The organism is Massilia sp. IC2-477 (assembly GCF_020707265.1).
Classification (GTDB): Bacteria; Pseudomonadota; Gammaproteobacteria; order Burkholderiales; family Burkholderiaceae_D; genus Telluria.
In genome coordinates this window covers 98,232-121,131 of sequence record NZ_JAJFEQ010000003.1, presented here as the reverse complement: position 1 = coordinate 121,131, position 22,900 = coordinate 98,232, and the positions used below count along the sequence as shown (strand labels likewise).

Genomic DNA, 22,900 nt, shown 5'->3' with positions numbered 1-22,900 from the left:
GCGCCGCTTCCCCGCACGCCTGACCTTGTTCAAACGTCCTCCCGGGCCCGCAGGCTAGCCTGTGGGTCCACTGAAAGGACCCTTCATGTTCAAGCTCGTCACCTGGAACATCCAGTCCGGCCGCAGCCCGGACGGCAAGACCGACCTCGACCGTATCATCGCATGCCTCGACCGCTTTTGCAGTTTTGACATGCTTTGTGTTCAAGAAGTTTCAAGCGGCTATACCCCCGCTGGCGAAGACCAGTTCGCCATGCTGCGCGAACGCCTGCCCGGCTACACCGGCTTTACTGCCCTCGCCTGCGACACCGCCGAGCCAGGCGACCGGCCAGGCGCGCGTCGCCGTTTCGGCATGATGGTGTTCGCGCGCCACCCTGTGTTGCAGGTGTTCCGCCATTCCCTGCCCTGGCCGTCCGCGCCCGAGGTGATGAGCATGCCGCGCAGCACGCTCGAACTGACGGTGGCGGCGCCCGGCGGCCCCCTGCGCGTGCATGCCGTGCACCTCGAGTATTTCTCGCAGCGCCAGCGCATGGCCCAGGTCGAGCGCCTGCGCGAACTGCACCGCGAGGCGAGCCTGCACGCCGCCAACCCGCCCGCGCCCGGCCGCGGCCCGTTCGCCGTGCCGCCGCGCGCCATGCCGGCCCTGCTGGCGGGCGACTTCAACATGCTGCCCGGCTCGCCCGAACACCAGCGCTTGCTGGCCCCCTTCGGCGACGGCGTGCAGCCCTGGCGCGACTGCTGGCAGCTGGTGCAGCCGGGCCGGCGCCACGCGCCCACGGTGGGCCTGCACGATGCCAGCCCCGGCGCCGGTGCGCCCTTCACCTTCGACTACGTGTTCGCCAGCGCCGACCTGGCCGGGCGCGTGCGGCGCGTGCGGGTGGACGCGAGCGAACAGGGTTCCGACCACCAGGCCCTGCTGGTGGAACTCGACTGGGGCTGAAGGGGCGGCGCGCCCGGGCAGGCCGTACAATGGCGCTTTGGCGGCCGCGTGCCGCGCACTGTTTCAAGAGGCCACATTGGACTGGGATTACCCGCAACCCTTCATCCTGCCCGTCACGCCGGAAGCCGGCGACATCGACGGCCTGAACCATACGAACAATGCCGTCTACGTGCGCTGGTGCGAACAGGCCGGCTGGGCCCATTCGGAGCAGCTCGGCCTCACGCTGGACGATTACCGGCGCCTGGACCGCGCAATGGCGATCCGGCGCGGCGAATACGATTACCTGCTGCCGACCCTGCTGGGCGAGCGCCTGCGCCTGGCCACCTGGCTGGTGGCAGGCGACGGCAAGCTGGCGATGGAGCGGCGCTTCCAGCTGGTGCGCGACAGCGACGGCGCGACGGTGCTGCGCGGACGCTGGGACCTGGTCTGCATCGAGATCAGCAGCGGCCGGCCGCGCCGCATGCCGGCCGAGTTCATCGATACCTACATGCCGGCGGTGGCGCCGACGGTGTAGGCAGCTTGACGCGCACCACGCATTGAGTGTGCTCAAGGAAGACATTGAGGCAACCGGCCCCCTTTCCGCTTGTGACGGGCGACACTGGCCAGGTCACGTCCGCTGCCACGAGGGAAAGATGCGCCATTACCTGTCCACCGCCCAGTTCGCCAAGCCGTCCTCCCTCACCGCCCTGATCGCAGCGCTGGCCGCGCTCATCGCGCTCACCCTGCTGTCCGGCTGCCGCCTGCGCGAAACGGGTCAGGAAGACCTCGTGATTCCCGAACTGGTGCGCACCCACCTGTACGTGTCGCCGTCCGGCTCGGACAGCAATCCCGGCACCCGCGACGAGCCCTTCCGCACGCTCACGCGCGCCGCCCAGGCGGTCACGCCCGGCACCACGGTGCATGTCGCGCCCGGCACCTATTTCGGCGGTGTGCGCACCAACACCCACGGCACCGCGGAAGCGCGCATCGTGTTCGAGTCCACCGAACGCGGCGGCGCGCGGCTGGTGCCGCCACTCGATTCGCGCCAGCCGGCGGCCTGGGACAACCGCGCCAACTACCTCGACATCATCGGCTTCGAGATCGACGGCGGCCAGTACCAGAGCGGCATGAAGTGGCTGAGCGGCATCTACAACGGCGGCTCGCACAACGGCATCCACCACAACCACATCCACCACATCGGCAACGACGTGCCCTGCGAAGCCAAGGGCGGGGCCGGCATCGGCATCGACAGCTACTACAAGGGCAACGACGCCGAAGTGGTCGGCAACCACGTGCACGACATCGGCCCGCCCGAGTGCCGCTACATGCACGGCATCTACGTCAGCACCACGGCCACCGTGCGCGACAACATCATCTACCGCGCGTCCGGCGCCGGCATCCACTTGTGGCACGACGCCAGCAACGTCACGATCCGCGGCAACACGGTGGTCGGCTGCGGCACCGGCATCGTGGTCGGGGGCGGCGACTTCTATCACAGCAAGGGGCCGAACGACCACACCCACACCGCGAACAACATTGTCTACGACAACGGCCACGGCATCCTCGAACAGGGAGCGACCGGCGCCAACATCAGCTACCGCAACAACCTGGTGTTCCAGAATTCGGGCGGCGACTGGAGACTGTCGGCCGGCCGCCAGCACTCCGGCACCGTCACCGCGGCCCCGCTGTTCGCCGACTACAGCCGCTCGCTGCCCACGCCGGACTTCCGGCTCCAGCCGGGCTCGCCCGCCATCGGCAAGGGCCTGGCGCCGGACGCCGGCGACGCCGTGGCCCTGCGGCCGCGCCGCCAGATCGACATCGGCGCCGTGCCCTATACCGAGGCGGAACCGGCGGGCGTGCCCTCGCCGGCGGCCCAATAGAATTGGCCGCCCCAGTAGGCCGCTACTACTCAATGCGTCTGGCACCTCCCACGGCAAGAAGCAAGAACCGTGGGGAACTACCATGCGTTCTTAGAGGATCTCGCGCACCAGCTCGAACGGTCGGCACAGGCGTACGCCCTTCGGCGTGACCACAAACGGCCGGTTGATCAGGACCGGATGCGCGAGCATCGCGTCGAGCAGAGCCTCGTCGCCGACGCCGGGGCCATCCAGCCCGAGTTCCCCAAACAGGGCTTCTTTACTGCGCACGGCATCGCGCACCGTCAGGCCGGCGGCAGCGATCATCTCGCGCAGGCGTTCACGCGTCGGCGGCGTCGTCAGGTAGTCGATCACCTGCGGTTCATGGCCGGCCTCGCGGATGGCGACCAGGGTATTGCGCGAGGTCCCGCAGCGCGGGTTATGGTAAATCGTGATATCCATCTGTTAAATTCTCATCAATATTGCCGAAAAACTAGCGGCATCATAACCACAGCACATCACTGACACCAGCTTTTTTGCTTGTTCCTCGCTCGGGCTCGCTATAGAATTCGTCGCTTATTTTTCCGTTGGCAACAAATGCTGGCGGGAAAACACTTTGAAAGAGAACCGATGAGCGAGTACCTGCTGCGGCCCGCAGCACTTCCCACCCGGGGCCAGCGCACCGCGCTCCGCCTGCTCAACCTGGCCGGCTGGAACGTGCATTACAAACCCCTGCCGGGGCCGCACGGGATTGCCGTGGTTTACCCGCACACCTCGAACTGGGATTTCCTGGTCGGCCTGTTCGCCAAGTGGGCGGTCGGCCTGAAGTTCCGCTGGCTGGCCAAGGATTCGCTGTTCCGCGGCGTGATGGGCACGATCATGCGCTACTGGGGCGGTATCGCCGTCGACCGCCGGGCCTCGATGGGCGCGACGCGCAAGCTGGCCGAAGACATGCTGGCCGCCCCGTGGTGCTGGATCGCGATCACGCCGGAAGGTACGCGCAGCTACCGTCCGCACTGGAAAAGCGGTTTCTACCACCTTGCCACCACCGCGAACGTGCCGCTGCTGCTGGTCTACATCGACTACGGCACCAAGGTGCTCAGCGTGACCGACACCCTGACCCTGACGGGCGACACCGAGAAGGACATGGCGGCCATCGCCGCCGTCTACGCAGGCCGCCAGGGCCGCTACCCGGACCAGGCCGCGCCCATCAAACTGGCGCCGCCGCGCGACCCGTCGGAACCCCAGCGCCGCCGCGCCTGAGCGCCGATGCACCGGGTGGTCAAGCGCGGCCACCCGGCTCGGAACTCGCCTCACCGCCCTCCTTCCGGCCGCCGCACGATCCGGAAGCGCAGGTGATCAGGGTTAACGCCCTGGCGCCTGAACAGCGTCGCGCCTTTTGAACAGGCGCTTCCAGGCCAGGAGTTCCGCCACACCACCCGCCAGGAGCATCAGCCCCGCGTCCTCGCGCAGACCGAAGTAATACAGGATGGCGGCAGCGGCGAAGAACGCCAGGGTCGGCAGGTGGTAGCGCATCGTGTCTCCAGAGATCGTTGTTTTGGATCTTGCCAGTCTGGCAGCGGTTTATTAGGGCAAGGTTAAGCCTTGTCGGCGGCCAGTTCATCCCAGGCCATCGCCGCACTCAGGAACAGACGGCCATTCAGCGCTTGCAGCAGCGTGCTGTGGCGCAGCCGGTCCATCACCGGCCCCTTGACTTCGGCAAGGTGCAGCAAGACGCCGCGCTGGCGCAGCGAGGTGTTCAGTTCCTCCAGCCCGAACAGGGCCGAGGTGTCGATCGCATTCACCGCCGACAGCACCAGCACCAGGTGGCGCGTGTCCGGCTGCGCGGCCAGCTCGTCCTCGATGCGTTCGTTGACCGCCTCGACGTTCCCGAAGAACAGGCCGGCGTCCACGCGCAGCAGGAGCAGGCCCGGTGCGGTCTCTGTGGAATAGCGATCCACGTTGCGGAAGTGCTCGGTGCCGGCGATGCGTCCCAGCACCGCAATGTGCGGACGGCTGGCGCGCCAGATCAGCGCTCCCATCGACAGCGCCACGCCCACCACCACGCCCGCTTCCACACCCAGCACCAGCACCCCGCACGCGGTCGCCAGCAAGGCCGCGGCGTCGGCGCGGTCGTAATGCCAGGCGGTGCGCAGGGTCGACAGGTCGAGCATGCCCAGCACCGCGACGATGATGGTGGCCGCCAGCACCGGCAGCGGCAGCAGCGCCAGCCAGCCGGTGGGCGCGACCAGGGCCGCCGCAAGCAGCGCCGCCGTGATCAGGCTCGCCAGCTGCGAATTGGCGCCGGTCGCGAAATTCACGGCCGAACGCGAGATGCTGCCGGTCACCGGGAAGCCGCCGCTCAGGGCGCTGCCGATATTGGCCACGCCCAGTCCCACCAGTTCGCGGTTGCTGCCCAGCTTTTCGCCGCGCTTGAGGGCGAGGGTCTGGGCGCCGGACATGCTGATCAGGAAGACCATGAAGCCGACCAGGAGTGCCGGCTGCAGCAGCGCCTGCCAGTGCGTGGCGGAGGTGGCCAGGTTCAGTCCCGGCAAGCCGGCCGGGACCGCCCCGGTGGTGGCCACGCCCAGCCGGTCGAGCCCGAGCCCCGCCACCAGGGCGGTGGCGCCGACCACGACCAGCATGGGCGCCAGCTTCGCTCCGATGTCGGCCGCGACCGGCGCCATGCCGAGCCGCTGCAGGGCGCCCGCTAGAAACCTGCGCGCCCACACCAGCAGCGCCAGCGCGCCCAGGCCCAGGGCCGCGCTGGCAGCATGCAGCTGCGGCGGCGCCGCGCCCAGCAGGGCCGGCAGCTGGCCCCAGGCGATCAGGAGCGCCGAACCGATGGTGAAGCCGCTCATCACGGGACGCGAGAAAAAGTTGGCGAGAAAGCCGATGCGTAGCAGGCCGCAGGCAAGCAGCACCGCGCCCGAGAGCAGGGCCAGCTGCGCGGCCAGCACGCCATACAGGGCGCTGCCAGGGGCGGCCAGCGGCGTCAGGATGGATGCCGTCATGAGGGAGATGATCGCCATCGGCCCCACCGACTGGGTGCTGCTGGTGCCGAACAAGGCGTACAGGACCGGCGGCACGATGCTGGCGTAGATCCCGACCACCGGCGGCAGCCCGGCCACCAGGGCGTAGGCCATGCCCTGCGGGATCATCATCATCGCCACCACGATGCCGGCGCTGATGTCGCCCGGCAGCATGCTACGCCGGTAGTGCCGCATCCACTGGAGCATAAGAGTATTGCTTACAGAAAAGCCGCTAGCCTACCACAGCGATACGAGCTTATTGCATCGCGAGTTCGACGCAATTGCGCCCTGCCCGCTTGGCGCGCGCCAGGGCCGCGTTGACCCGCACTGCCAGCGAATCGCCGTTTTCCAGCTCGCCCAGCTGAGCCACGCCCAGGCTCACGGTCAGGTGGTCGCAACCCGGGATCTCGGCCTGCTCGATGGCGGCGCGCAGCTTCTCGGCCAGCTTGAGGCCATCGATCGCGCTGGTGTGCGGGGCGATCACCTGGAATTCCTCGCCGCCCGAGCGCACCAGCGCGTCGCTCGAACGCAGCAGCGCACGGACCGTGTCGGCCACGGTGCGCAGCGCCACGTCGCCGACCGGGTGGCCGTAGGCGTCGTTGATGTTGCGGAAGCGGTCGATGTCGAAGGCGATCAGTGCCAGCGGCAGGCGGTAGCGGCGCGCGCGCTTGATTTCCTGCTCCAGCAGGTATTCGCCGTGGCGCCGGTTGGCCACGCCGGTGAGCGCATCCAGCGTTGCCAGCTGGGTCACGCGGCCCAGCAGCTCTTCGCTTTCGCGCATCATCTCGGCCATGCGCAAACCAAACGCGGCCAGCTGGGCCAGGTCGGCAAAGGCGCCCAGCTCGGCGCGCGAGAACGGGCGCGCATGCCCGAACAGCAGGCACAGGGAGCCGCGCGGCGCGCCGGGGCCGGAAGCTGGAATCGGGACACCCAGCACCATTTGCACGCCGCGCGCGTGCAGGGCTTGCGCCAGCTCCGGCTCGCCCGCCTTGTCGAGGGCATCCAGCAGCGCCGGTTCGCCGCTGGCCGCGGCCAGCAGGCCGGGGAAGGCATGGCGCAGCGGCGACTGCAGCAGGCGCTCGGCCCGCCCCAGGATCGCAGCCAGGTCGAGGCCCGCCGCGCCGTGCTGCGCTTCCAGGCGCAGGTCGCCACCCTCGTGAAGCTGGAACATCGCCGCGTGCAGCACGCCGGGCCAGCCCTGCAAGGCCACGCACAGGCGTTCGCCGAAGCGGATGCTGTCGTCGGCTTCGGCCAGCGCCTGCTGGGCCTCGCTGCGCACCGCCAGCAGCGAAGCCAGCTCCACCTCGACCGGGCCTGGCGCCGGCGCTCCCGTAAAGCCCTGCGCCAGGCGCGCGGCGACCTGGGGCTGGGGCTCGCCCGGGCCGAAGGGACCGATCGCATAGTCCAGCGGGCCGTGGGCCATCAGCGCCGGCAGCCAGCGCGCATTGGTGAAGGGGCACAGCACCAGCACCGGCGCGCCGGCGCGCTGCGCAACCAGCTGGCCGAGGGCTGCCAGGTCGATGCCGATTTCGAAGCGTTCGAGGTCGAGCACCAAAAGGTCCGCCGGCTGCTGCGCCAGCAGCTCGCTCGCGCTTTCGGCGCCATCGGCCACGCGCAGCTGCGCGAACAGGGCGCCGCAGTCGCGCTGGAAGCCGGCGCGGCGCGGCGCGGCCGGATTGACGAACAGGCAGCTGGCCGGCGCAGGTGCGCCGTGGTGCGGGGACATCCCTTCTTCCATTTTCATTCCTGACAAGCGGTTCCAGACCAAAACGATGGAAAGTTTGCCATAAAGCACCTTGAACCGATAGCGAAGATTTGTCTCCGAGTGTGTGGAAGCGCACTGTCGCACATGGGCGCGCCATTGAATACTCTCCCGGTCGATCGAACGCAGCACCTATCAGGAGTATTGCAATGGCAAACCAGGATGACGTGGCAAACAAGCAGAAGGCGATCCAGAGCCGCCAGGACCAGCGCGACGGCAGCATGCAGAAGGCCGAGAACGAGGAGCCGGTGCAGACCGGGATCCAGCAGCCGGCCCCGCCGATGCCCGAGCAGCACCTCGCCAAGCCGGGCATCGAGGCCCAGATGGAGCAGAAACCGAAGTTCATGGCCGAGCAGTACAAGGGCAGCGGCAAGCTGGCCGGCATGACGGCGATCGTGACCGGGGCCGATTCCGGCATCGGCCGCGCGGTCGCGGTGCTGTACGCGCGCGAAGGCGCCGACGTCGCCGTGATGTACCTGAACGAACACGAGGACGCCGCCGAAACCAAGCGCTGCATCGAGGCCGAAGGCCAGCGCTGCGTGACCATCGCGGGCGACGTCAAGGACGCCGAGTTCTGCAAGGACGCGGTCGAGAAGGTGGTGGCCGAATTCGGGCGCCTCGATATCCTGGTGAACAACGCCGCCTTCCAGGAGCACGCCAGCTCGCTGCTGGACATCACCGAGGACCGCCTGGACGAGACCTTCCGCACCAACATCTACGGCTACTTCCACATGGCGCGCGCCGCCCTGCCCTACCTGAAGGAAGGCTCGTCGATCATCAACACCGGTTCGGTGACCGGCCTGAAAGGCTCGAAGAAACTGCTCGACTACTCGGCCACCAAGGGCGCGATCCACGCCTTCACCATGTCGCTCGCGGCCAGCGTGATCGACCAGGGCATCCGCGTCAACTGCGTGGCCCCGGGCCCGGTCTGGACCCCGCTGAACCCGGCCGACCAGTCGCCCGAGCAGATCAAGGAATTCGGCGCCAGCACCACCTTCAAGCGTCCGGCCCAGCCGGAAGAACTGTCGCCGGCCTACGTGTTCCTCGCGTCGCCGGTGTGCTCGGGCTACATCACCGGCGTGATCCTGCCGATCACCGGCACCGTCGGCGAGTGAGGCCGACACCAGGTCAACAATAAGGAGAACGCGTATGCCGCGCAGCATGTGGAAGGGTGCGATCAGCTTTGGACTGGTGCACATCCCCGTCGATATGTATCCGGCGGTCGACAACAAGGGGCTCGACCTGACCATGCTCGACCGGCGCGACTTCTCGCCGGTCGGCTTCAAGCGCTACAACAAGGGCAACGGCAAGGAAGTCTCCTGGGACGACATCGTCAAGGGCTACGAGTACACCAGCGGCGAATACGTCGTGCTGTCCGACGAAGACCTGCGGCGCGCCAATCCCGAAGCCACCCAGACCATCGACATCCTTGCCTTCGTCGATGCCGAGGACGTCTCGCTGCTGTACTTCGAGCAGCCCTACTACCTCGCACCCGGCAAGGGCGGCGACAAGGTCTACGCGCTGCTGCGCGAGACACTGCGCAAGGCCGGCAAGATCGGCATCGCGCGCGTGGTCATCCGCGTCAAGCAGCACCTGGCGGCGCTGGTCTGCGTGGGCGACACCATCGTCATGAACACGCTGCGCTATGCCGACGAGATCCGCGACGCGGGCGACCTCAAGATCCCCGAGGCCGACGACAAGAAAGCCCAGATCACGGACAAGGAACTCAAGATGGCGATGGCCCTGGTGCAGGGCATGGCCGAGGACTGGGATCCCGAGCAGTACCACGACACCTACCGCGAGGACGTGCTGGCCCTGATCGAGAAGAAGGTCAAGGCGCACCAGACCAAGACCATTACTATGCCCGAACCAGGCGAAGCCAAGCGCGAAACCGGCAAGGTCATCGACCTGGTCTCGCTGCTGCAGGCCAGCCTGGGCAAGAAGCCGTCGAAAGCCGCGGACGATGACGACGATGACGACGACCCGCCGCCGAAGAAGCGCCGCCCGTCCCGCGATGACGAGGACGAGGAAGAAGCGCCGCCGCCACGCGCCCGCAAGACGGCTGCACACGGCACCGACCGCGTGGCCGCCAGCGGCGCCGCGCCCAAGCGCAAGACGGCGACCAAGGCTGGGGCGAAACCGGCTGCGAAGAAGACTGCCGCCAAGTCCACCGGCGCTCCATCGACGGCTCCCGCGCGCCGCAGGAAGGCGGCGTGACGGATGGATGAATTCATCGATTTCCTCCAGTGGCCGGCGATGCTGGTCACCCTCGTCGCGGCCTACCTGATCGGTTCCAAGCGCGCCGAAAGGCGCGTGTTCGGCTTCTGCACCTTCATCCTCAGCAACGTGCTGTGGATCATCTGGGGCATCCACGACGAGGCCTGGGCCCTGATTGCGCTGCAGACGGCGCTGATGGTGACCAACATCCGCGGGATCTTCAAGAACGAGTCGGCGTAGGACTGCCTGAGCGGCAACCGCATTTCGTAGGGTGGTCGGCTCTGCCGACCGCGCGTTCGACTCACTGCTGCTTCGTGGTTTCGCATGCACTTGCTGCACGCATGGCCGCGTATCACCGCGTGGGCGTTCGTGTTACAGGCCACTGGCCTGTAACACCCCGCCCACCCTACAGTACCGGGATCGTCTGGGCTTTTAGCGCATGCTGGTCACGTGCGCATCACGCTGCGCGTGCCATCCCAGGCGTTGCGCGATGATGCGGCGGTAGCGGGTGTCGATATGCGCCGGCGTGTGGCGCAGGTAGCGTTCCGCCTCGGCTCTCTCCTTCTCGGGCAGGCTGTCGAGCGTGCGCACCACCTCGTCCGGCGTCGGCACCCGTCCCGACTCTCCCTCGAACTTGGCCGGCAGCGCGGTCCACACCGCGGCGTCGATGCGCATGCGGCGCAGCCAGGCGGCGATGCGGGCATCCTCGTGCGCTCCCTCGCGTGACGGAATGCTGCCGATCCAGTCCGGCCGCGCGGGCGTGATCTTTTCGCGCGCGCCCAGCATGGCGCGCGCTTCCGTCAGGTCTGCGGTGGCCAGGTAGGCCCAGTAGGTCGGCATGGGCCGCGCGCCCTCGCACAGCACCAGGGCCACCTCGGCGCTGTCGTCGCTCTTGCGCACGAATTCGATCGGCAGGCGCGGACCGCCGGGGTGCCAGCCGGAGGCCAGCTTCAGGGGTGCGGGCTTCCACAGCAGGGAACCCCAGGCGATACAGACGATATTCATGGCAGGCAGGCGGGTAGCAAAGAAGTCAGTCTAGCTTGCCAGAGGAATGCGGCATGCACGGCTGCGCGCACCGCGATTGTCACGCTGCCCTGCCCCCCGCGCTTCCTACGCTCCCGCCAAGCCGAAACCGTGCGTTCGATTCCGCCCGGGTGAGGGATACTTGGGCTGTCTCCATTGCCGACCAGATCACCATGCCAGACAGCGCCATGCCCTTCCTCGTGTTGACACGTGCCGGTTTCGATGACGTCGCCGCCCGGGTCGACCTGGCCAGGGCCGCGCTCTACCTCAACCCCGGCCTGCTCACCGAAAGCGAGATCGCGCGCCTGCGCGAAACGGGCACGGCGGTCCACGTGATGGCCACAGCGGTCGATCCGCTCAAGCCCCAGGAGGTGCAGCAGGCCCTGCTGCTGACGCGTAGCGCCGGCGGCAGCGTGTGGGTGGAGCGCGGCGCGCCGCGCGCGACGCCGGTGGCCAAGGCGGCCGAACGGCTGCAGCCGGCCAGCCCGGCGCAGAACCCCGCCACGCCACTGGGACGGCGCCTGGCCCGCAGCGCCGGCGTACTGGCCCTGGACGCGCTGCGCCGGCTGCGCGCGCCCGAGCACGGACGGCGCCTGCTGGCAGTGCCCTACCTCGGTTTCGGCAACACGCACCGGATCTGGCTGAAAGGCCGCCTGCTGGACGAAGCGGCCTTCCGCGAACAGAGCGGCACCGACAGCGGCTGGCAGAACCTGGTCGCGCTGTACCGCCGCCTCGAGTCCGACGAAGTCGCCGATGCGCGCGTGCTGGCCCGCCTCCAGGCGCAGACCTTCGAGACCCGCACCGACGCCGGCGGCTATTTTTCCTTCGATTTCGCTCCCGACGCACCCTTGTCCCCCGGCTGGCACACCGTCGAGCTCGAGTTTCCGGACAACGTCCAGCCCGACGGCGCGGCGCTGCGCGCCCAGGCCGACATCAAGGTCCCTGCCGCCGGCGCCCGCTTCGGCATCATCAGCGACATCGACGACACCGTCCTGTGGACCAATGTCACCAACAAGCTGAACATGGCGCTGATGCTGGCCCGCACCAACCACCACACGCGCAAGCCTTTCAAGGGGGTCGCCGGCTTTTACCGCGCACTGCGCGATGGCGTGAGCGGCAACGAGGACAATCCGCTGTTCTATGTGTCGAGCAGCCCCTGGCACCTGTACGGTCCGCTGGTCGACTTCCTGAAACTGCAGGACATCCCGCTCGGCCCCCTGCTGCTGCGCGAACTGAGCGTGCGCCAGGTGCTCAAGCTGACCGAGCACGGCAACCACAAGCTCGAGCAGATCGAACGCATCATCGATTTCTATCCTGGCATGCAGTTCATCCTGATCGGCGACAGCGGCGAACAGGATCCCGAAATCTACACCGAAGTCGTGCGCCGTCATCCGGGTGCGGTAAAGATGATCTATATCCGCAACGTCAATCCCGACCCGTCGCGCATCGACGCCCTCGACCGCCTGATCGACGAGGTCAGCGCCGTCGGCACCCAGCTGGTGCTGTCGCCGGACAGCGTGTTCGCCGCTTCGCATGCGGCGGCCGAAGGCCTGATCGCGGTGGACCGGTTGGCATCGATCCGAACCGACAAGCGCGACGATGAGCTGGCGTCCCCACCAGGCACCACATTATGAAAACCTATCAGTGCGATCATATTAATCAAATTTATTAATATACTGCTGGGCCATAGAATCCTCCTATCGATTGACAACACCAGGAGATTCACGCATGACCCAGCCCCGCCTGACCACCGCATCCGGCATCCCGGTCGCCGACAACCAGAATTCGCTCAGCGCCGGCCCACGCGGCCCGCTGCTGCTGCAGGATTTCCACCTGATCGAAAAACTGCAGCACTTCAACCGCGAGCGCATTCCGGAACGCGTCGTGCATGCCAAGGGCTCGGGCGCCTACGGCACCTTCACCGTCACCCACGACCTACGTCCCTTCACCAAGGCGAAACTGTTCGCCGAGGTCGGCAAGCAGACCCCGGTGTTCCTGCGCTTTTCCACCGTCGGCGGTGAAAAAGGCAGCGCCGACACCGAACGCGATCCGCGCGGCTTCGCCCTGCGCTTCTATACCGAGGAAGGCAACTGGGACCTGGTGGGCAACAACACCCCGGTGTTCTTCCTGAAGGATCCGATCAAGTTCCCAGACTTCATCCACACCCAGAAGCGCGATCCGCAGACCAACCTGAAGTCGGCCAACATGATGTTCGATTTCTGGAGCCGCGCGCCGGAAAGCCTGCACCAGGTGACGATCCTGTTCTCCGATCGCGGCACCCCGGACGGCTACCGCCACATGGACGGTTTCGGCAGCCATACCTATAGCCTGATCAACGAAGCCGGCGAACGGGTCTACGTGAAGTGGCACTTCAAGACGCGCCAGGGCATCCGGAACCTCAGCGCCAGCGACGCGGTGCGCATCGCCGGCAGCGACCCGGACTACGCCCAGCGCGACCTGTTCGCGTCGATCGGCCGGGGCGACTATCCGCAGTGGGACGTGAAGGTGCAGGTGGCCAGCGCGCAGCAACTGGCGGACTGGGAGCAGCGCACCGGCTGGAACCCGTTCGACCTGACCAAGGTGTGGCCGCACGGCGACTTCCCGATGCTGCCGGTAGGGGTACTGGAGCTGAACCGCAACCCGGACAACTACCATGCCGAAGTCGAGCAGGCCGCCTTCTCCCCGGCCAACGTGGTGCCGGGCATGGGCTACTCGCCGGACAAGATGCTGCAGGGCCGCCTGTTCGCCTACCACGACGCCCAGCTGTACCGGGTCGGCACCAACCACCAGCACCTGCCGGTGAACGCCCCGCGCTGCCCTTTCCACAACCAGCAGCGCGACGGCGCGATGGCGATCGCCAACGGCGGCGCGGCGCGCAACTACGCCACCATCGACAGCGTCGGCCGCGGCGCCCTGGGCATGGGCCACGGCGAACCGGAGCTACCGATCACGGGCGACGCCGGGCGCTATGACTTCCGTGGGATGGAAGACGACTACACCCAGGCCGGCAATCTGTTCCGCCTGATGACGGCCTCAGCGCGCCAGAACCTGTGCGACAACCTGGCGGGACCGCTCAGCCAGGTGGATGAGGAGATCCTGGTGCGGCAGTTGAGGCAGTTCGACAAGGCGGATGCGGCGTATGGACGTGGCGTCAGGGCTTCGCTGAAGGCGCTGGGCCGCAACGTCGATTGATGCGCAGGTAGCTTCGGAACGAACTTGGGTCCCGGCCTGCGCCGGGACGACGGTTTTTCAGTCAGCTCAGAGAAGCACGTGTCGAAGCTGCCAACCTAAAGACCGTCGTTCCGGCGAAGGCCGGAACCCAATTTTCCATGAGTAGCCCGAAGCTTACTCATCAAACCCCAATATCCTCATGGCCTTGGTTACCCCCTTGGCCGCCTTGGCATACCCCGTCCACGGGTCGTTCCCCCGGTCCAGCCGCGTGTGCACGTTGGTCACCGTCCACTGCGTGCTCGACTTGAGCTTCATCAGCTCATCCCACTCGAGCGGCACCGAAATGCCCATGCCCGGCCGGGCGCGCGCCGACCAGGCGCTGACGGTGGTGGCGCCGCGGCCGTTGCGCAGGTAGTCGATGAAGATCTTGCCGACCCGGTTCTTGGCGCCGCTCTTGAAGGCGAAGCGGTCCGGCAGCGTGGCCGCCAGGTGGCGCACGATGGCCTGGGAGAAGGCCTTGACCGTGTCCCAGCCGTACTCCGGCTTGATCGGCACCACCACGTGCAGGCCCTTGCCACCGCTGGTCTTCAGGAAGGCGGGCAGTCCCAGTTCGTCGAGGAAGGCGTGCATGATCTGCGCGGCCTCCTGCATCTGGTGCCACTCGACGCCTTCGCCCGGGTCGAGGTCGAACACGATGCGGTCGGGCGTCTCGTAGCTCTTCGCCACCGCATTCTGCGTGTGCAGTTCGATCGCGTTCCACTGCGCTACCGACAGGATGCCCTCGACCCCGGCGATTTCCAGCATCGGCGGGTTGTCTGGATCGAGAGCCGGGTCCATCTGCTTCACGCCGGGCAGCTTCTTGACGTCGGCGTGCTTCTGGAACACCAGCTCGGCGCCGATCCCGCTGGGCGCCCGCACCAGCGTCAGGGGGCGCCGCTTGAGGTGTTCCATCATCAGTTCGCCCACCAGGGCGTAGTAGCGGATCACATCGAGCTTGGTGATGCCGGTGGACGGGTCGACCACCCGGTCCGGATTGGTCACGCGCAGGGTCTCGGGCAGCTTGCGGTGCAGGCCTGGAGGCGGCGGGCTCACCGGTTCGTCGGTCGGCACCGAGTGCGGCTTCAATGCGTCGATGTCCTCGATATGGCGCGGCTCTTCGCGCGTGATGCCCTTGGCTGGCTTGTCGTTGCGCAGGCCCTGGAACACTGGATGGCGTACCGAGCCGGTATTGGTCCACTCCGAGAAGCTGACCTCGGCCACCAGCACCGGCTTGACCCAGTGATGCTGGCGTCCCGGCACGGCGCGCGGCGGGAACGGGCTCTCGTCGGTGCGCAGCGCTTCCAGGCGCTCGCTGATGTCCATGAGTGAGGCGTGGTTGAAGCCGGAACCGACGTTGCCGGCGTAGCGCAGCACGCCTTCGCGGTCGTAGGTGCCGAGCAGCAGCGAGCCGACGCCCTTGCGCGAACCCTTCGGGTCGGTGAAGCCGCCGATCACGAATTCCTGGCGCAGGCCGCACTTGAGCTTGATCCATTCGGGGGAGCGGCGCTCCACATAGCGCGAATCGCGGCGCTTGCCGATCACGCCTTCGAGGCCGATCTTGCAGGCGGCCAGCACCAGCTCATCCGGGTTGGTCCCGAACTCGGCGGAGAAGCGCACCTTGTCCGACTTCGCCTTCTTGAGGACCTGTTCCAGCGCCGCGCGGCGCTCGACCAGCGGGACGTCGCGCAGGTCGTAGCCGTTGCAGTACGGGGCATCGAACAGGAAGTACACGATGTCGGCCGTGCGCACGCCGTCGAAGGCCAGCTGGAGCAGGCCGAAGTTCGGCTTGCCGTTCTCGTCGTGCACCACGATCTCGCCGTCGTACCAGCCGTCCGGCAGCCCGATGCGCTCGAGTTCCTTCTGCAGCGGCTGCAGCTTGTCGGTCCAGTCGTTGTCGTTGCGGGTGATCAGGCGCACTTGGCCGTTCTCGACCCGCGCCAGCATGCGGTAGCCGTCGAACTTGACCTCGAACACCCAGTTCTCGGGGTCGGGCGGCGGGGCGTCCACCAGCGTGGCCAGCTCCGGCGTGAATTTCTCCGGCAGGGCCGCCTTCTTCACGCCTTCCGGCAGGCCAGGCACGCTGGCCTTCCTGGCACGGCTTGCTTTTGCAGCCGGCTTGGCGGCGGCTTTGCTGGCCGTGGTTTTGCTAACGGCTTTTGTGGCGCTCTTCGCAGCAGATTTGCGCGCGGGTTTGCGCACGTCTTCCGACTGCGCCTCCGAGTGGGCCTCCGCCTTCAGGGCGGCCACCTTTCCACGGGCTCGTTTCGGCATCGGCAGCTCCTTGACACTGTCGGGCATTTCGTCCACCACCGAGAACTCCTCGGCCGGGCGGGCGTACTCGTCGTTCTCCTTGATCAGGAGCCAGGGTTCCTGCCTGTCGTCGCCGCGGCCCTTCATGCGCACCAGCACCCAGCGCCCGTGCATCTTGTGGCCGTGGATCTCGAACTTCAGGTTGCCCTTGCGGTAGCCTTCGTGCGGGTCGCCGATCGGTTCCCAGGTGCCCTTGTCCCAGATGATGACTTTGCCCGCCCCATATTGTTTTGGCGGGATCGTGCCTTCGAAGTCGGAATAGGAAATCGGGTGGTCCTCGACGTGCACGGCCATGCGCTTGTCATGGGTGTCGTAGCTGGGCCCCTTGGGCACGGCCCAACTCTTCATGGTGCCGTCGAGTTCCAGGCGAAAATCGTAGTGCAGGCGGGTTGCCCAGTGCTTCTGGATCACGAAGGTCAGCGCGTCCGTGCCGGCCACGCCCCCTTCGGCGGGCTCGGACGTGATGTCGAAATTGCGCTTGGCCTTGTACAGTTTGAGCGCGTCTGGCATGTGGCACCTCCTGGCTATCGGCGTGCCTCCAGTATTGCGCCGCACTGCCCGGCCCGACTGTACGCCAGCTAACCATGACCGTGGCGGCCTGCAAATGTAAGCGGATGTAAATACAGTCAACGGGCCATCGCGGCCTGCCGTTCATCGCTCAGAAACACGCGATCTTTCCTGACAACCTGAATGAGGAAAAGCCATGATGCGCAAGATTGTTGCTGTCCTGATCGCCGGCCTGTTCGCGAGCTCCGCGTTCGCCCAGACCGCCACCGTTGATGCCAAGGTGGATGCCGAGGCGAAGGCGGAAAAAGCCCAGGCGGACGCCAAGGTGAAGAAGGCCACGGCCGAAGCCAAGGAGGATGTCGCCAAGGCCAAGGCAAGTGCCCAGAAAGACAAGGCCAAGGCCGACCGCAAGGCCGCCGAGAAGAAAGCCGAGGCGAAGGCCGACAAGGCGGAAGCCAAGGCCGAAAAGGCTGCGGACCAGGCCGAAGCCAAGGCGGACAAGATGAGCACCAGCAGCACCAAATAAAACGCCGCCAAGCCCCCATATATCAAAGGACAGGGTACCCCTGTCCTTTGTCATTCCTGGCGCTACAATGCGGTTTTACCTCGCCGCGAGCGCGCCATGCACCGAATCGTCTTCCTCGACCGCGACAGCCTGCAGGCCAGGGTCCGCGCTCCCGCCTTTGCCCACGCGTGGCAGGACTATCCCGGCACGGATGAAGCCGATGTGGTCGCGCGCCTGGGGGACGCCACGGTCGCCGTCACCAACAAGGTGCCGCTGCGCGCCGGCGCGATTGCGCAGCTTCCCGACCTGAAGATGGTCGCGATCGCCGCCACCGGCAGCGACAACGTCGACCTCGCCGCCTGCCGCGAGCGCGGCATCGTGGTCGTCAATATCCGCAACTATTCACAGGTCTCGGTGCCGGAGCACTGCTTCGCCCTGATCCTGGCGCTGCGCCGCAACCTGCGCGCCTATGCCGCCGACGTGGAAGCCGGCCTGTGGGAGCGTTCGAGCCGCTTCTGCCTGCTGGACCACCCGATCGGCGACCTGGCCGGCAGCCGGCTCGGCATCGTCGGCTACGGCGCCCTGGGGCGCAAGGTGGCCCAGCTCGGGCGCGCCTTCGGCATGGAGATCGCCGCCACCGCGCGCGCGCCGCTGGAAGAACCCGGCGTGCTGCAGCTGCCGCTGGACGAGCTGCTGGCCACGTCGGACGTCGTCAGCCTGCACCTGCCGCTCACCGAACAGACCCGGCACCTGATCGGCGCGCGCGAGCTGGCGCGCATGAAACCGTCGGCCCTGCTCATCAACACCGCACGCGGCGGGCTGGTGGACGAGGCGGCGCTGGCCGCGGCCCTGCAGGCAAACAGCATCGGCGGCGCCGGCTTCGACGTCCTGAGCAAGGAGCCGCCCGATCCCGCCAATCCCCTGCTGCGCCTGCGCCTGCCGAACTTCATCCTGACGCCGCACGTGGCCTGGGCCAGCGCGGGCGCGATGCAGACCCTGGCCGACATGCTGGTCGATAACATCGACGCCTGGGCCGCCGGCCGGCCGCAGAACGTGCTGGCCTGATGTTTACTGGCTGAGCGCCGCCCCTTCCGGCAGGCTCGGCTGGCTCGGCTCGCTCGGCTGGCCCTGCGGGTCCGGCGCACGCAGCGGCAGCTCCAGGATAAAGGCGGCGCCCTGCCCCGGGCTGCTCTCCACCCGCACCGTGCCGCCCAGCAGCGTGGTCACGATGTTCCAGCTGATGTTCAGGCCCAGGCCGGTGCCACCCTGCCCCATGCGGGTGGTGAAGAAGGGATCGAAGATACGCGACTGGTCGGCCGGCGGGATGCCGCGCCCGTCGTCGCGGAACTCGATGCGCACGCTAGCCCCGTCCGGCTGGCTGGCGCTCAGCAGCATGGCGCCGCCCGGTCCGCTGAAGGCGTGCAGCAGCGCGTTGTTGACGAAGTTGATGACGACCTGCCCCAACGGGCCGGGGAAGCTGTCCATCACGATCCCCGGCGGCACGTCCAGCTCCAGGCGGTGCCCGGCCAGGCGCACCGTGTTCATCAGGGTGGCGGCGATTTCCTGGCAGGCCTGGGCCAGGTCGAAGCGGCGCCGCTGGGCGCTCGCCTGGTCCACCGAGACCTGGCGGAAGCTGTTGACCAGTTCCGCCGCATTGTGCAGGCTGCGCATGATCAGGCCGGCCGCCTCGCGCGATTCGGCGACGTAGTCGGCCAGATCGGAGCGGCGCAGGGTCGCGCCGTCGAAGCGCGCCGCGATGTCGCTGGTGCGTTCCTGCAGCGTGCTGGCCATCAAGAGGCTGTTGCCGATCGGCGTATTCAGTTCGTGCGCTACCCCCGCCACCAGCGAGCCGAGCGAGGCCAGCTTTTCCTGGGCCGCGAGCTGGGCCTGGGTTTCCTTCAGCTGGTGGTAGGCGCTGGCATTGTCGATCGCGACGCCGACGTAGGCCGCCAGGGTTTCCAGCATGTCGAGGTGGACTTGGCCATAGGCGCGCGTGGCCGGGCTCTGCACCGTCAGGGCGCCCAGCACCCGCTCGCCCACCATCACCGGCACCATCAGGAGGGAACCCGGCTGCAGGCCGGCGCGCCAGGCGCCAGGCAGGGCCAGTTCCAGCGCACGGGCCGGCGGCAGCTGCGGCAGGTAGTCGTGCAGCTCATGTGAAACGTCGGCCAGCAGGAGCTCGCGCCCGCGCACCATGGCCCAGGCGGCCAGCTGGCACTCCGGGTCTTCCGGCAGCTCGAAAGCGTCACGGCGTTCGCCGTCCATCACCGTATAGACGTACTCCAGAGTGTCGCGTTCGGGGTGCCGCAACAGTACCGCGAACAGGCTCGCGTCCATCAGCGCATGCACGTGCTCATAGAGCGTGCGCATGATCGCTTCCAGGTCGAGGTTGGCGGTCAGGGTGCGCCCGATGTCCGACAGCAGCGCGATGTTGCGGTGCGCCTGCTCCACCACTTCCTTCTGCTGCTCGACCTCCTGCTTGCGGCGCTCGGCCGACTCCTTCTGATTGCGCAGCTCGACCGTGCGGGCGCCGACCTCGCGCTCGAGCAGCTCCTTCTGCGCCACCAGCGCGCGGATGCGCAGCCGGTAGCCGGCCGTGAACAGGGCCAGCGTCCCCAGGACGGCCAGGGTGCGGAACCACCAGGTCTTCCAGAACGGCGGCGTGATGGTGATCGCCAGGGTGGCGGGCAGCGTGCTCCACACACCGTCCTTGTTGCTGGCGCGTACACGGAACACATAGGTGCCCGGATCGAGGTTGGTATAGCTGGCGTAGCGGCGCCGCGCATCGGTGTCGACCCAGCCCTGGTCGAAGCCTTCCAGCCGGTAGGCGTAGCGGTTGCCGTCCGGGTCGGCGTAATGCAGCGCGGCGAATTCGAGCGCGAATACCGTATCGCGGTGCGACAGCGTGATCGCCGACTGCTCGTGGAAGTTGGGCGTGGCGCGCGAACGGTTCAGCACCAGGAAGTCGGTGATCACGACTTCCGGCGCGTATGGATTGTCGCGCACCGCGTCCGGCATGAAGGAGGTCAGTCCGGTCATCCCGCCGAAGTAGAACTGGCCGTCGCTGGCGCGCAAGGCGGCGCCGACGAAATAGGAGCCGTCCACCAGGCCATCCTTGGCGGTATAGCTCTTGGTGGCGCCGCTGCCGGGGTCGACGCGGGTGATACCGTTGGTGGTGCTGGCCCAGATATAGCCATGTTCGTCCTCCAGGGATGCACCGATCGGCAGCGCCTTGGGGCCGCTGCTGAATGGATAGAAGCGAAAGCGCGTGCCTTCCCTGGTCTGCTGCATGCGGTGCAGGCCGCCCGCCGTTCCCACCCACAGCTCGCCGCGCGCCGATTCCATCAGATGGTGGACGCGGCTGTGGCGCAAACCGTTCTGGTTGTCCGGGTCATGGCGGAAGTGGGTGAAACGCCCGGATGCCGGGTCGTAGCGTTCCAGTCCGGCTTCGGTGCCGATCCAGACGATGCCCTTCCGGTCTTCGAGCGCCGTGAAACCGTAGTTCTCCCCGAGGCTGTGCGGGTCGCCGGCATCGTGGCGCCAGGTCCGTACCCTGTCTTCGCCCGGCGCGAGCGCCGCCAGGCCGCCGCGCGTGACGATCCACAGCGTGCCGCTACGGCCCGCGTGCAGCCCCTGCACGTAGTTGGCGCCGGGGCTGCCGCCCAAGGCCAGCTGGCCGTAGCGTCCGTCGGCATCGCGCCAGACCAGGCCGGTCGGAGTGCCGATCCACAGCCGCCCGCGCGCAAAGGCAAGCGCAGTGACCAGGTCCCCAGGCTCGCCCTCGCGGCCGATCCGTTCGACCCGCCCGCCCGGACGGCCAAGCCGCATCAGGCCGTCGCCAGTGGTGCCGATCCATATCCGGCCATCCGGATCCTCGAGCACGGCGCGCACCTTGGCGCGACCCATTCCTTCATTGCCGCCATGGCGCGTGAAGCCGCCGCTGGCCAGGTCGGTACGACTCACCCCGCCATACTGGGTGCCGGCCCACAGGGTGCCGGTGCGGTCCACCAGCATCGAGCTGACCTGGTTGTCGGACAGCGTGTGCGGATCGGCCGGGTCGTTGCGGTAGCTGAGGAAGCGTCCGGTGGCGGGATCGAGCCATTTCATGCCGTCCATGTCGGTGCCGACCCATAGGGTGCCGCCACCGTCGTGGTACAAGGCGTTGATGCGCTGCTCGCCGATGCCCTCCTGGCTGCCCAGGCGCCGGCGCTGGGGCTGGGCGAAGGGCGTGCCGTCGCCCAGGCGCCAGGCTTCCAGGCCGGAGGCGGTGCCGACCCACAGGGTGTCGCGCGGGCCCATCGACAGCGCCAGCACGGTATTGCGCTGCAAATCGCTCTTGTCGACGTCGAAGTGCTCGAAGCGATCGGCGCCGGGCGCCAGGCGGTCGATGCCGCCCGCGGTGCCGATCCACAGGTTGCCGCCGCCATCCAGCGCGAGCGCATTCACCCGGTTGTCGCGCAGCGATGCAGGGTCAGCGGGATCGTGGCGGTAGCTGCGCAGCGCGCCGCTCGCCGTATCGAGGAATTGCAGGCCGTCGCCGGTGGCCAGCCACAGCCCGCCGCGCGCGGGCTGGATCGCCAGCACGGCGCGGTTGCCGGTATAGGGAGCGGGCGTGCGCCGCCTGGATGCGGGCGCGCCAAGCGCCTCGGGCTCGAGGTAGCGCACGAACTTGCCGCTGGCGTGGTCGAAGCGGGTCAGCCCGCCCTTGGTGCCGAACCACAGGCGGCCCTGCTGGTCTTCGTGCGAGGCGACGACATAATTGTCGGGAATGCTGTCGGGATTGTCCGGGTCGTTGCGGTAGACGGTCACCCGGTAGCCGTCGTAGCGGTTCAGGCCGGCTTGGGTGCCGAACCACATGAAGCCGCGCCGGTCCTGCAGGATGGTGAGGACCGACTGCTGCGACAGCCCCTGCTCGATCGACAGTCGCTCGAAGCGCAGGCTGCGCGGTGCGGCCACGGCGACACCGCTCCAGATCCAGATGAGCAAGAGGGCGACCAGGGCGAGGCGCGGTGCCGGTTTCAAGGCAAGCATACGAGTCCCAAAACGATCCAACCCGGCTAATCTACCAGAGCTTGTTTGCCTGTGGAAAAAAATGACTCTTCCAGAAATGACAAGCCCCTGCTATAATGCGTGCATCGGGCGGCTGTAGCTCAGCTGGATAGAGTACTTGGCTACGAACCAAGGGGTCGTGGGTTCGATTCCTGCCAGCCGCGCCAGAATATGAGGGACCAGATGGAAACATCTGGTCCCTTTTTTCGTTGGCGGGCCGGTCAAGCGCCGGTCTCGGGGCGGGCGGCCAGACTCTTCCTGTGTTCGCGGTACTCCTTGAGCACTTGGGAAACGACGAGCGCTGCCCCCGCCACCAGCAACAGATAATGCAGCCGCCAAGGTATCGCAGCCGGCGGAACCTTATCGAAGGCCAGGAAGGCGGCAACGCATGGGCACCAGCTCGCGTCGGTCCAGTGCCGCCTCCACAGCGAGATAAGCGTCGACACTGCAAAGCATGCGATGGGCAAGTCGTGCCAGTTCATGGTTCCCCGTTTCGTGGTGGTACTTATTCCT

Annotated in this window: 18 protein-coding genes, 1 tRNA gene and 1 pseudogene; 12 read left to right on the top strand and 8 right to left on the bottom strand. The window is 67.4% G+C overall.

The window, feature by feature from the left end; all coding sequences use genetic code 11:
• The first annotated feature begins 85 nt into the window (after window positions 1–85).
• The 3 genes from LK542_RS06740 (at window position 86) to LK542_RS06730 (ending at window position 2,796) form a co-directional block, all read left to right on the top strand.
• Window positions 86–937, top strand: coding sequence for an endonuclease/exonuclease/phosphatase family protein (locus tag LK542_RS06740; RefSeq protein WP_227811293.1), 852 nt, complete (start codon window positions 86–88; stop codon window positions 935–937).
• A 76-nt stretch (window positions 938–1,013) separates the two neighbouring features.
• Window positions 1,014–1,451 (top strand): thioesterase family protein, encoded by a 438-nt coding sequence (locus LK542_RS06735; RefSeq protein WP_227811292.1) that lies wholly within the window; start codon window positions 1,014–1,016, stop codon window positions 1,449–1,451.
• A 118-nt stretch (window positions 1,452–1,569) separates the two neighbouring features.
• On the top strand, window positions 1,570–2,796 hold the full coding sequence (locus LK542_RS06730; protein ID WP_227811291.1) for a right-handed parallel beta-helix repeat-containing protein: 1,227 nt from the start codon (window positions 1,570–1,572) through the stop codon (window positions 2,794–2,796).
• Between the two features lie 93 nt (window positions 2,797–2,889).
• Here the strand turns inward: LK542_RS06730 and arsC are convergent.
• Window positions 2,890–3,234 (bottom strand): annotated as a pseudogene (gene arsC, locus LK542_RS06725) (arsenate reductase (glutaredoxin)); the annotation flags it as partial.
• 168 nt (window positions 3,235–3,402) lie between these two features.
• Between arsC and LK542_RS06720 the strand changes: the two are divergent.
• Window positions 3,403–4,035, top strand: coding sequence for a 1-acyl-sn-glycerol-3-phosphate acyltransferase (locus tag LK542_RS06720; protein ID WP_227811290.1), 633 nt, complete (start codon window positions 3,403–3,405; stop codon window positions 4,033–4,035).
• A gap of 102 nt (window positions 4,036–4,137) precedes the next feature.
• Here the strand turns inward: LK542_RS06720 and LK542_RS06715 are convergent, their stop codons facing one another.
• From LK542_RS06715 to LK542_RS06705, 3 genes are all read right to left on the bottom strand, one after another.
• A complete protein-coding gene (locus LK542_RS06715; protein WP_227811289.1) occupies window positions 4,138–4,308 on the bottom strand; it encodes a hypothetical protein in 171 nt (56 codons plus the stop codon).
• A 62-nt stretch (window positions 4,309–4,370) separates the two neighbouring features.
• The gene (locus LK542_RS06710) at window positions 4,371–6,011 is read right to left on the bottom strand and encodes a SulP family inorganic anion transporter (RefSeq protein WP_227811288.1); all 1,641 of its coding nucleotides are present in this window, start codon (window positions 6,009–6,011) and stop codon (window positions 4,371–4,373) included.
• A 49-nt stretch (window positions 6,012–6,060) separates the two neighbouring features.
• A complete protein-coding gene (locus LK542_RS06705) occupies window positions 6,061–7,530 on the bottom strand; it encodes a diguanylate cyclase (RefSeq protein WP_227811287.1) in 1,470 nt (489 codons plus the stop codon).
• Window positions 7,531–7,715: 185 nt separating this feature from the next.
• Here LK542_RS06705 and LK542_RS06700 point away from each other — a divergent pair, with 185 nt between their 5' ends.
• Genes LK542_RS06700 through LK542_RS06690 form a run of 3 tightly spaced genes read left to right on the top strand, consistent with a single transcriptional unit; the run spans window position 7,716 to window position 10,023 of the window.
• A complete protein-coding gene (locus LK542_RS06700; RefSeq protein ID WP_227801031.1) occupies window positions 7,716–8,681 on the top strand; it encodes an SDR family oxidoreductase in 966 nt (321 codons plus the stop codon).
• A gap of 34 nt (window positions 8,682–8,715) precedes the next feature.
• A complete protein-coding gene (locus tag LK542_RS06695) occupies window positions 8,716–9,783 on the top strand; it encodes a Ku protein (protein WP_227811286.1) in 1,068 nt (355 codons plus the stop codon).
• A 3-nt stretch (window positions 9,784–9,786) separates the two neighbouring features.
• Window positions 9,787–10,023 carry a hypothetical protein gene (locus tag LK542_RS06690; RefSeq protein ID WP_227801029.1) on the top strand — a complete coding sequence of 79 codons (237 nt, stop codon included), beginning with the start codon at window positions 9,787–9,789 and terminating at the stop codon, window positions 10,021–10,023.
• Between the two features lie 192 nt (window positions 10,024–10,215).
• Here the strand turns inward: LK542_RS06690 and LK542_RS06685 are convergent, their stop codons facing one another.
• On the bottom strand, window positions 10,216–10,788 hold the full coding sequence (locus LK542_RS06685; RefSeq protein ID WP_227811285.1) for a hypothetical protein: 573 nt from the start codon (window positions 10,786–10,788) through the stop codon (window positions 10,216–10,218).
• A 191-nt stretch (window positions 10,789–10,979) separates the two neighbouring features.
• Between LK542_RS06685 and LK542_RS06680 the strand changes: the two genes are divergently transcribed.
• Window positions 10,980–12,440 (top strand): App1 family protein, encoded by a 1,461-nt coding sequence (locus LK542_RS06680; protein WP_227811284.1) that lies wholly within the window; start codon window positions 10,980–10,982, stop codon window positions 12,438–12,440.
• A 94-nt stretch (window positions 12,441–12,534) separates the two neighbouring features.
• Window positions 12,535–13,998, top strand: coding sequence for a catalase (locus LK542_RS06675; RefSeq protein ID WP_227811283.1), 1,464 nt, complete (start codon window positions 12,535–12,537; stop codon window positions 13,996–13,998).
• Window positions 13,999–14,151: 153 nt separating this feature from the next.
• Here LK542_RS06675 and ligD read toward each other — a convergent pair whose 3' ends face one another.
• Window positions 14,152–16,836 (bottom strand): DNA ligase D, encoded by a 2,685-nt coding sequence (gene ligD / locus LK542_RS06670; protein ID WP_227811282.1) that lies wholly within the window; start codon window positions 16,834–16,836, stop codon window positions 14,152–14,154.
• 193 nt (window positions 16,837–17,029) lie between these two features.
• On the opposite strand from ligD, the gene LK542_RS06665 reads away from it, so the two are divergent.
• Both LK542_RS06665 and LK542_RS06660 read left to right on the top strand, forming a co-directional pair.
• Window positions 17,030–17,359, top strand: coding sequence for a hypothetical protein (locus LK542_RS06665; RefSeq protein WP_227811281.1), 330 nt, complete (start codon window positions 17,030–17,032; stop codon window positions 17,357–17,359).
• A gap of 96 nt (window positions 17,360–17,455) precedes the next feature.
• The gene (locus tag LK542_RS06660) at window positions 17,456–18,403 is read left to right on the top strand and encodes a D-2-hydroxyacid dehydrogenase (RefSeq protein WP_227811280.1); all 948 of its coding nucleotides are present in this window, start codon (window positions 17,456–17,458) and stop codon (window positions 18,401–18,403) included.
• 3 nt (window positions 18,404–18,406) lie between these two features.
• Here LK542_RS06660 and LK542_RS06655 read toward each other — a convergent pair whose 3' ends face one another.
• Entirely contained in the window at window positions 18,407–22,369 is a 3,963-nt protein-coding gene (locus tag LK542_RS06655) for a sensor histidine kinase (protein ID WP_227811279.1), read from the bottom strand.
• A 108-nt stretch (window positions 22,370–22,477) separates the two neighbouring features.
• On the opposite strand from LK542_RS06655, the gene LK542_RS06650 reads away from it, so the two are divergent.
• A tRNA-Arg gene (locus LK542_RS06650) sits at window positions 22,478–22,554 on the top strand.
• Between the two features lie 54 nt (window positions 22,555–22,608).
• On the opposite strand, the gene LK542_RS06645 is transcribed toward LK542_RS06650, so the two are convergent.
• Window positions 22,609–22,869, bottom strand: coding sequence for a hypothetical protein (locus LK542_RS06645; RefSeq protein WP_227811278.1), 261 nt, complete (start codon window positions 22,867–22,869; stop codon window positions 22,609–22,611).
• Between the last annotated feature and the right edge of the window lie 31 nt (window positions 22,870–22,900).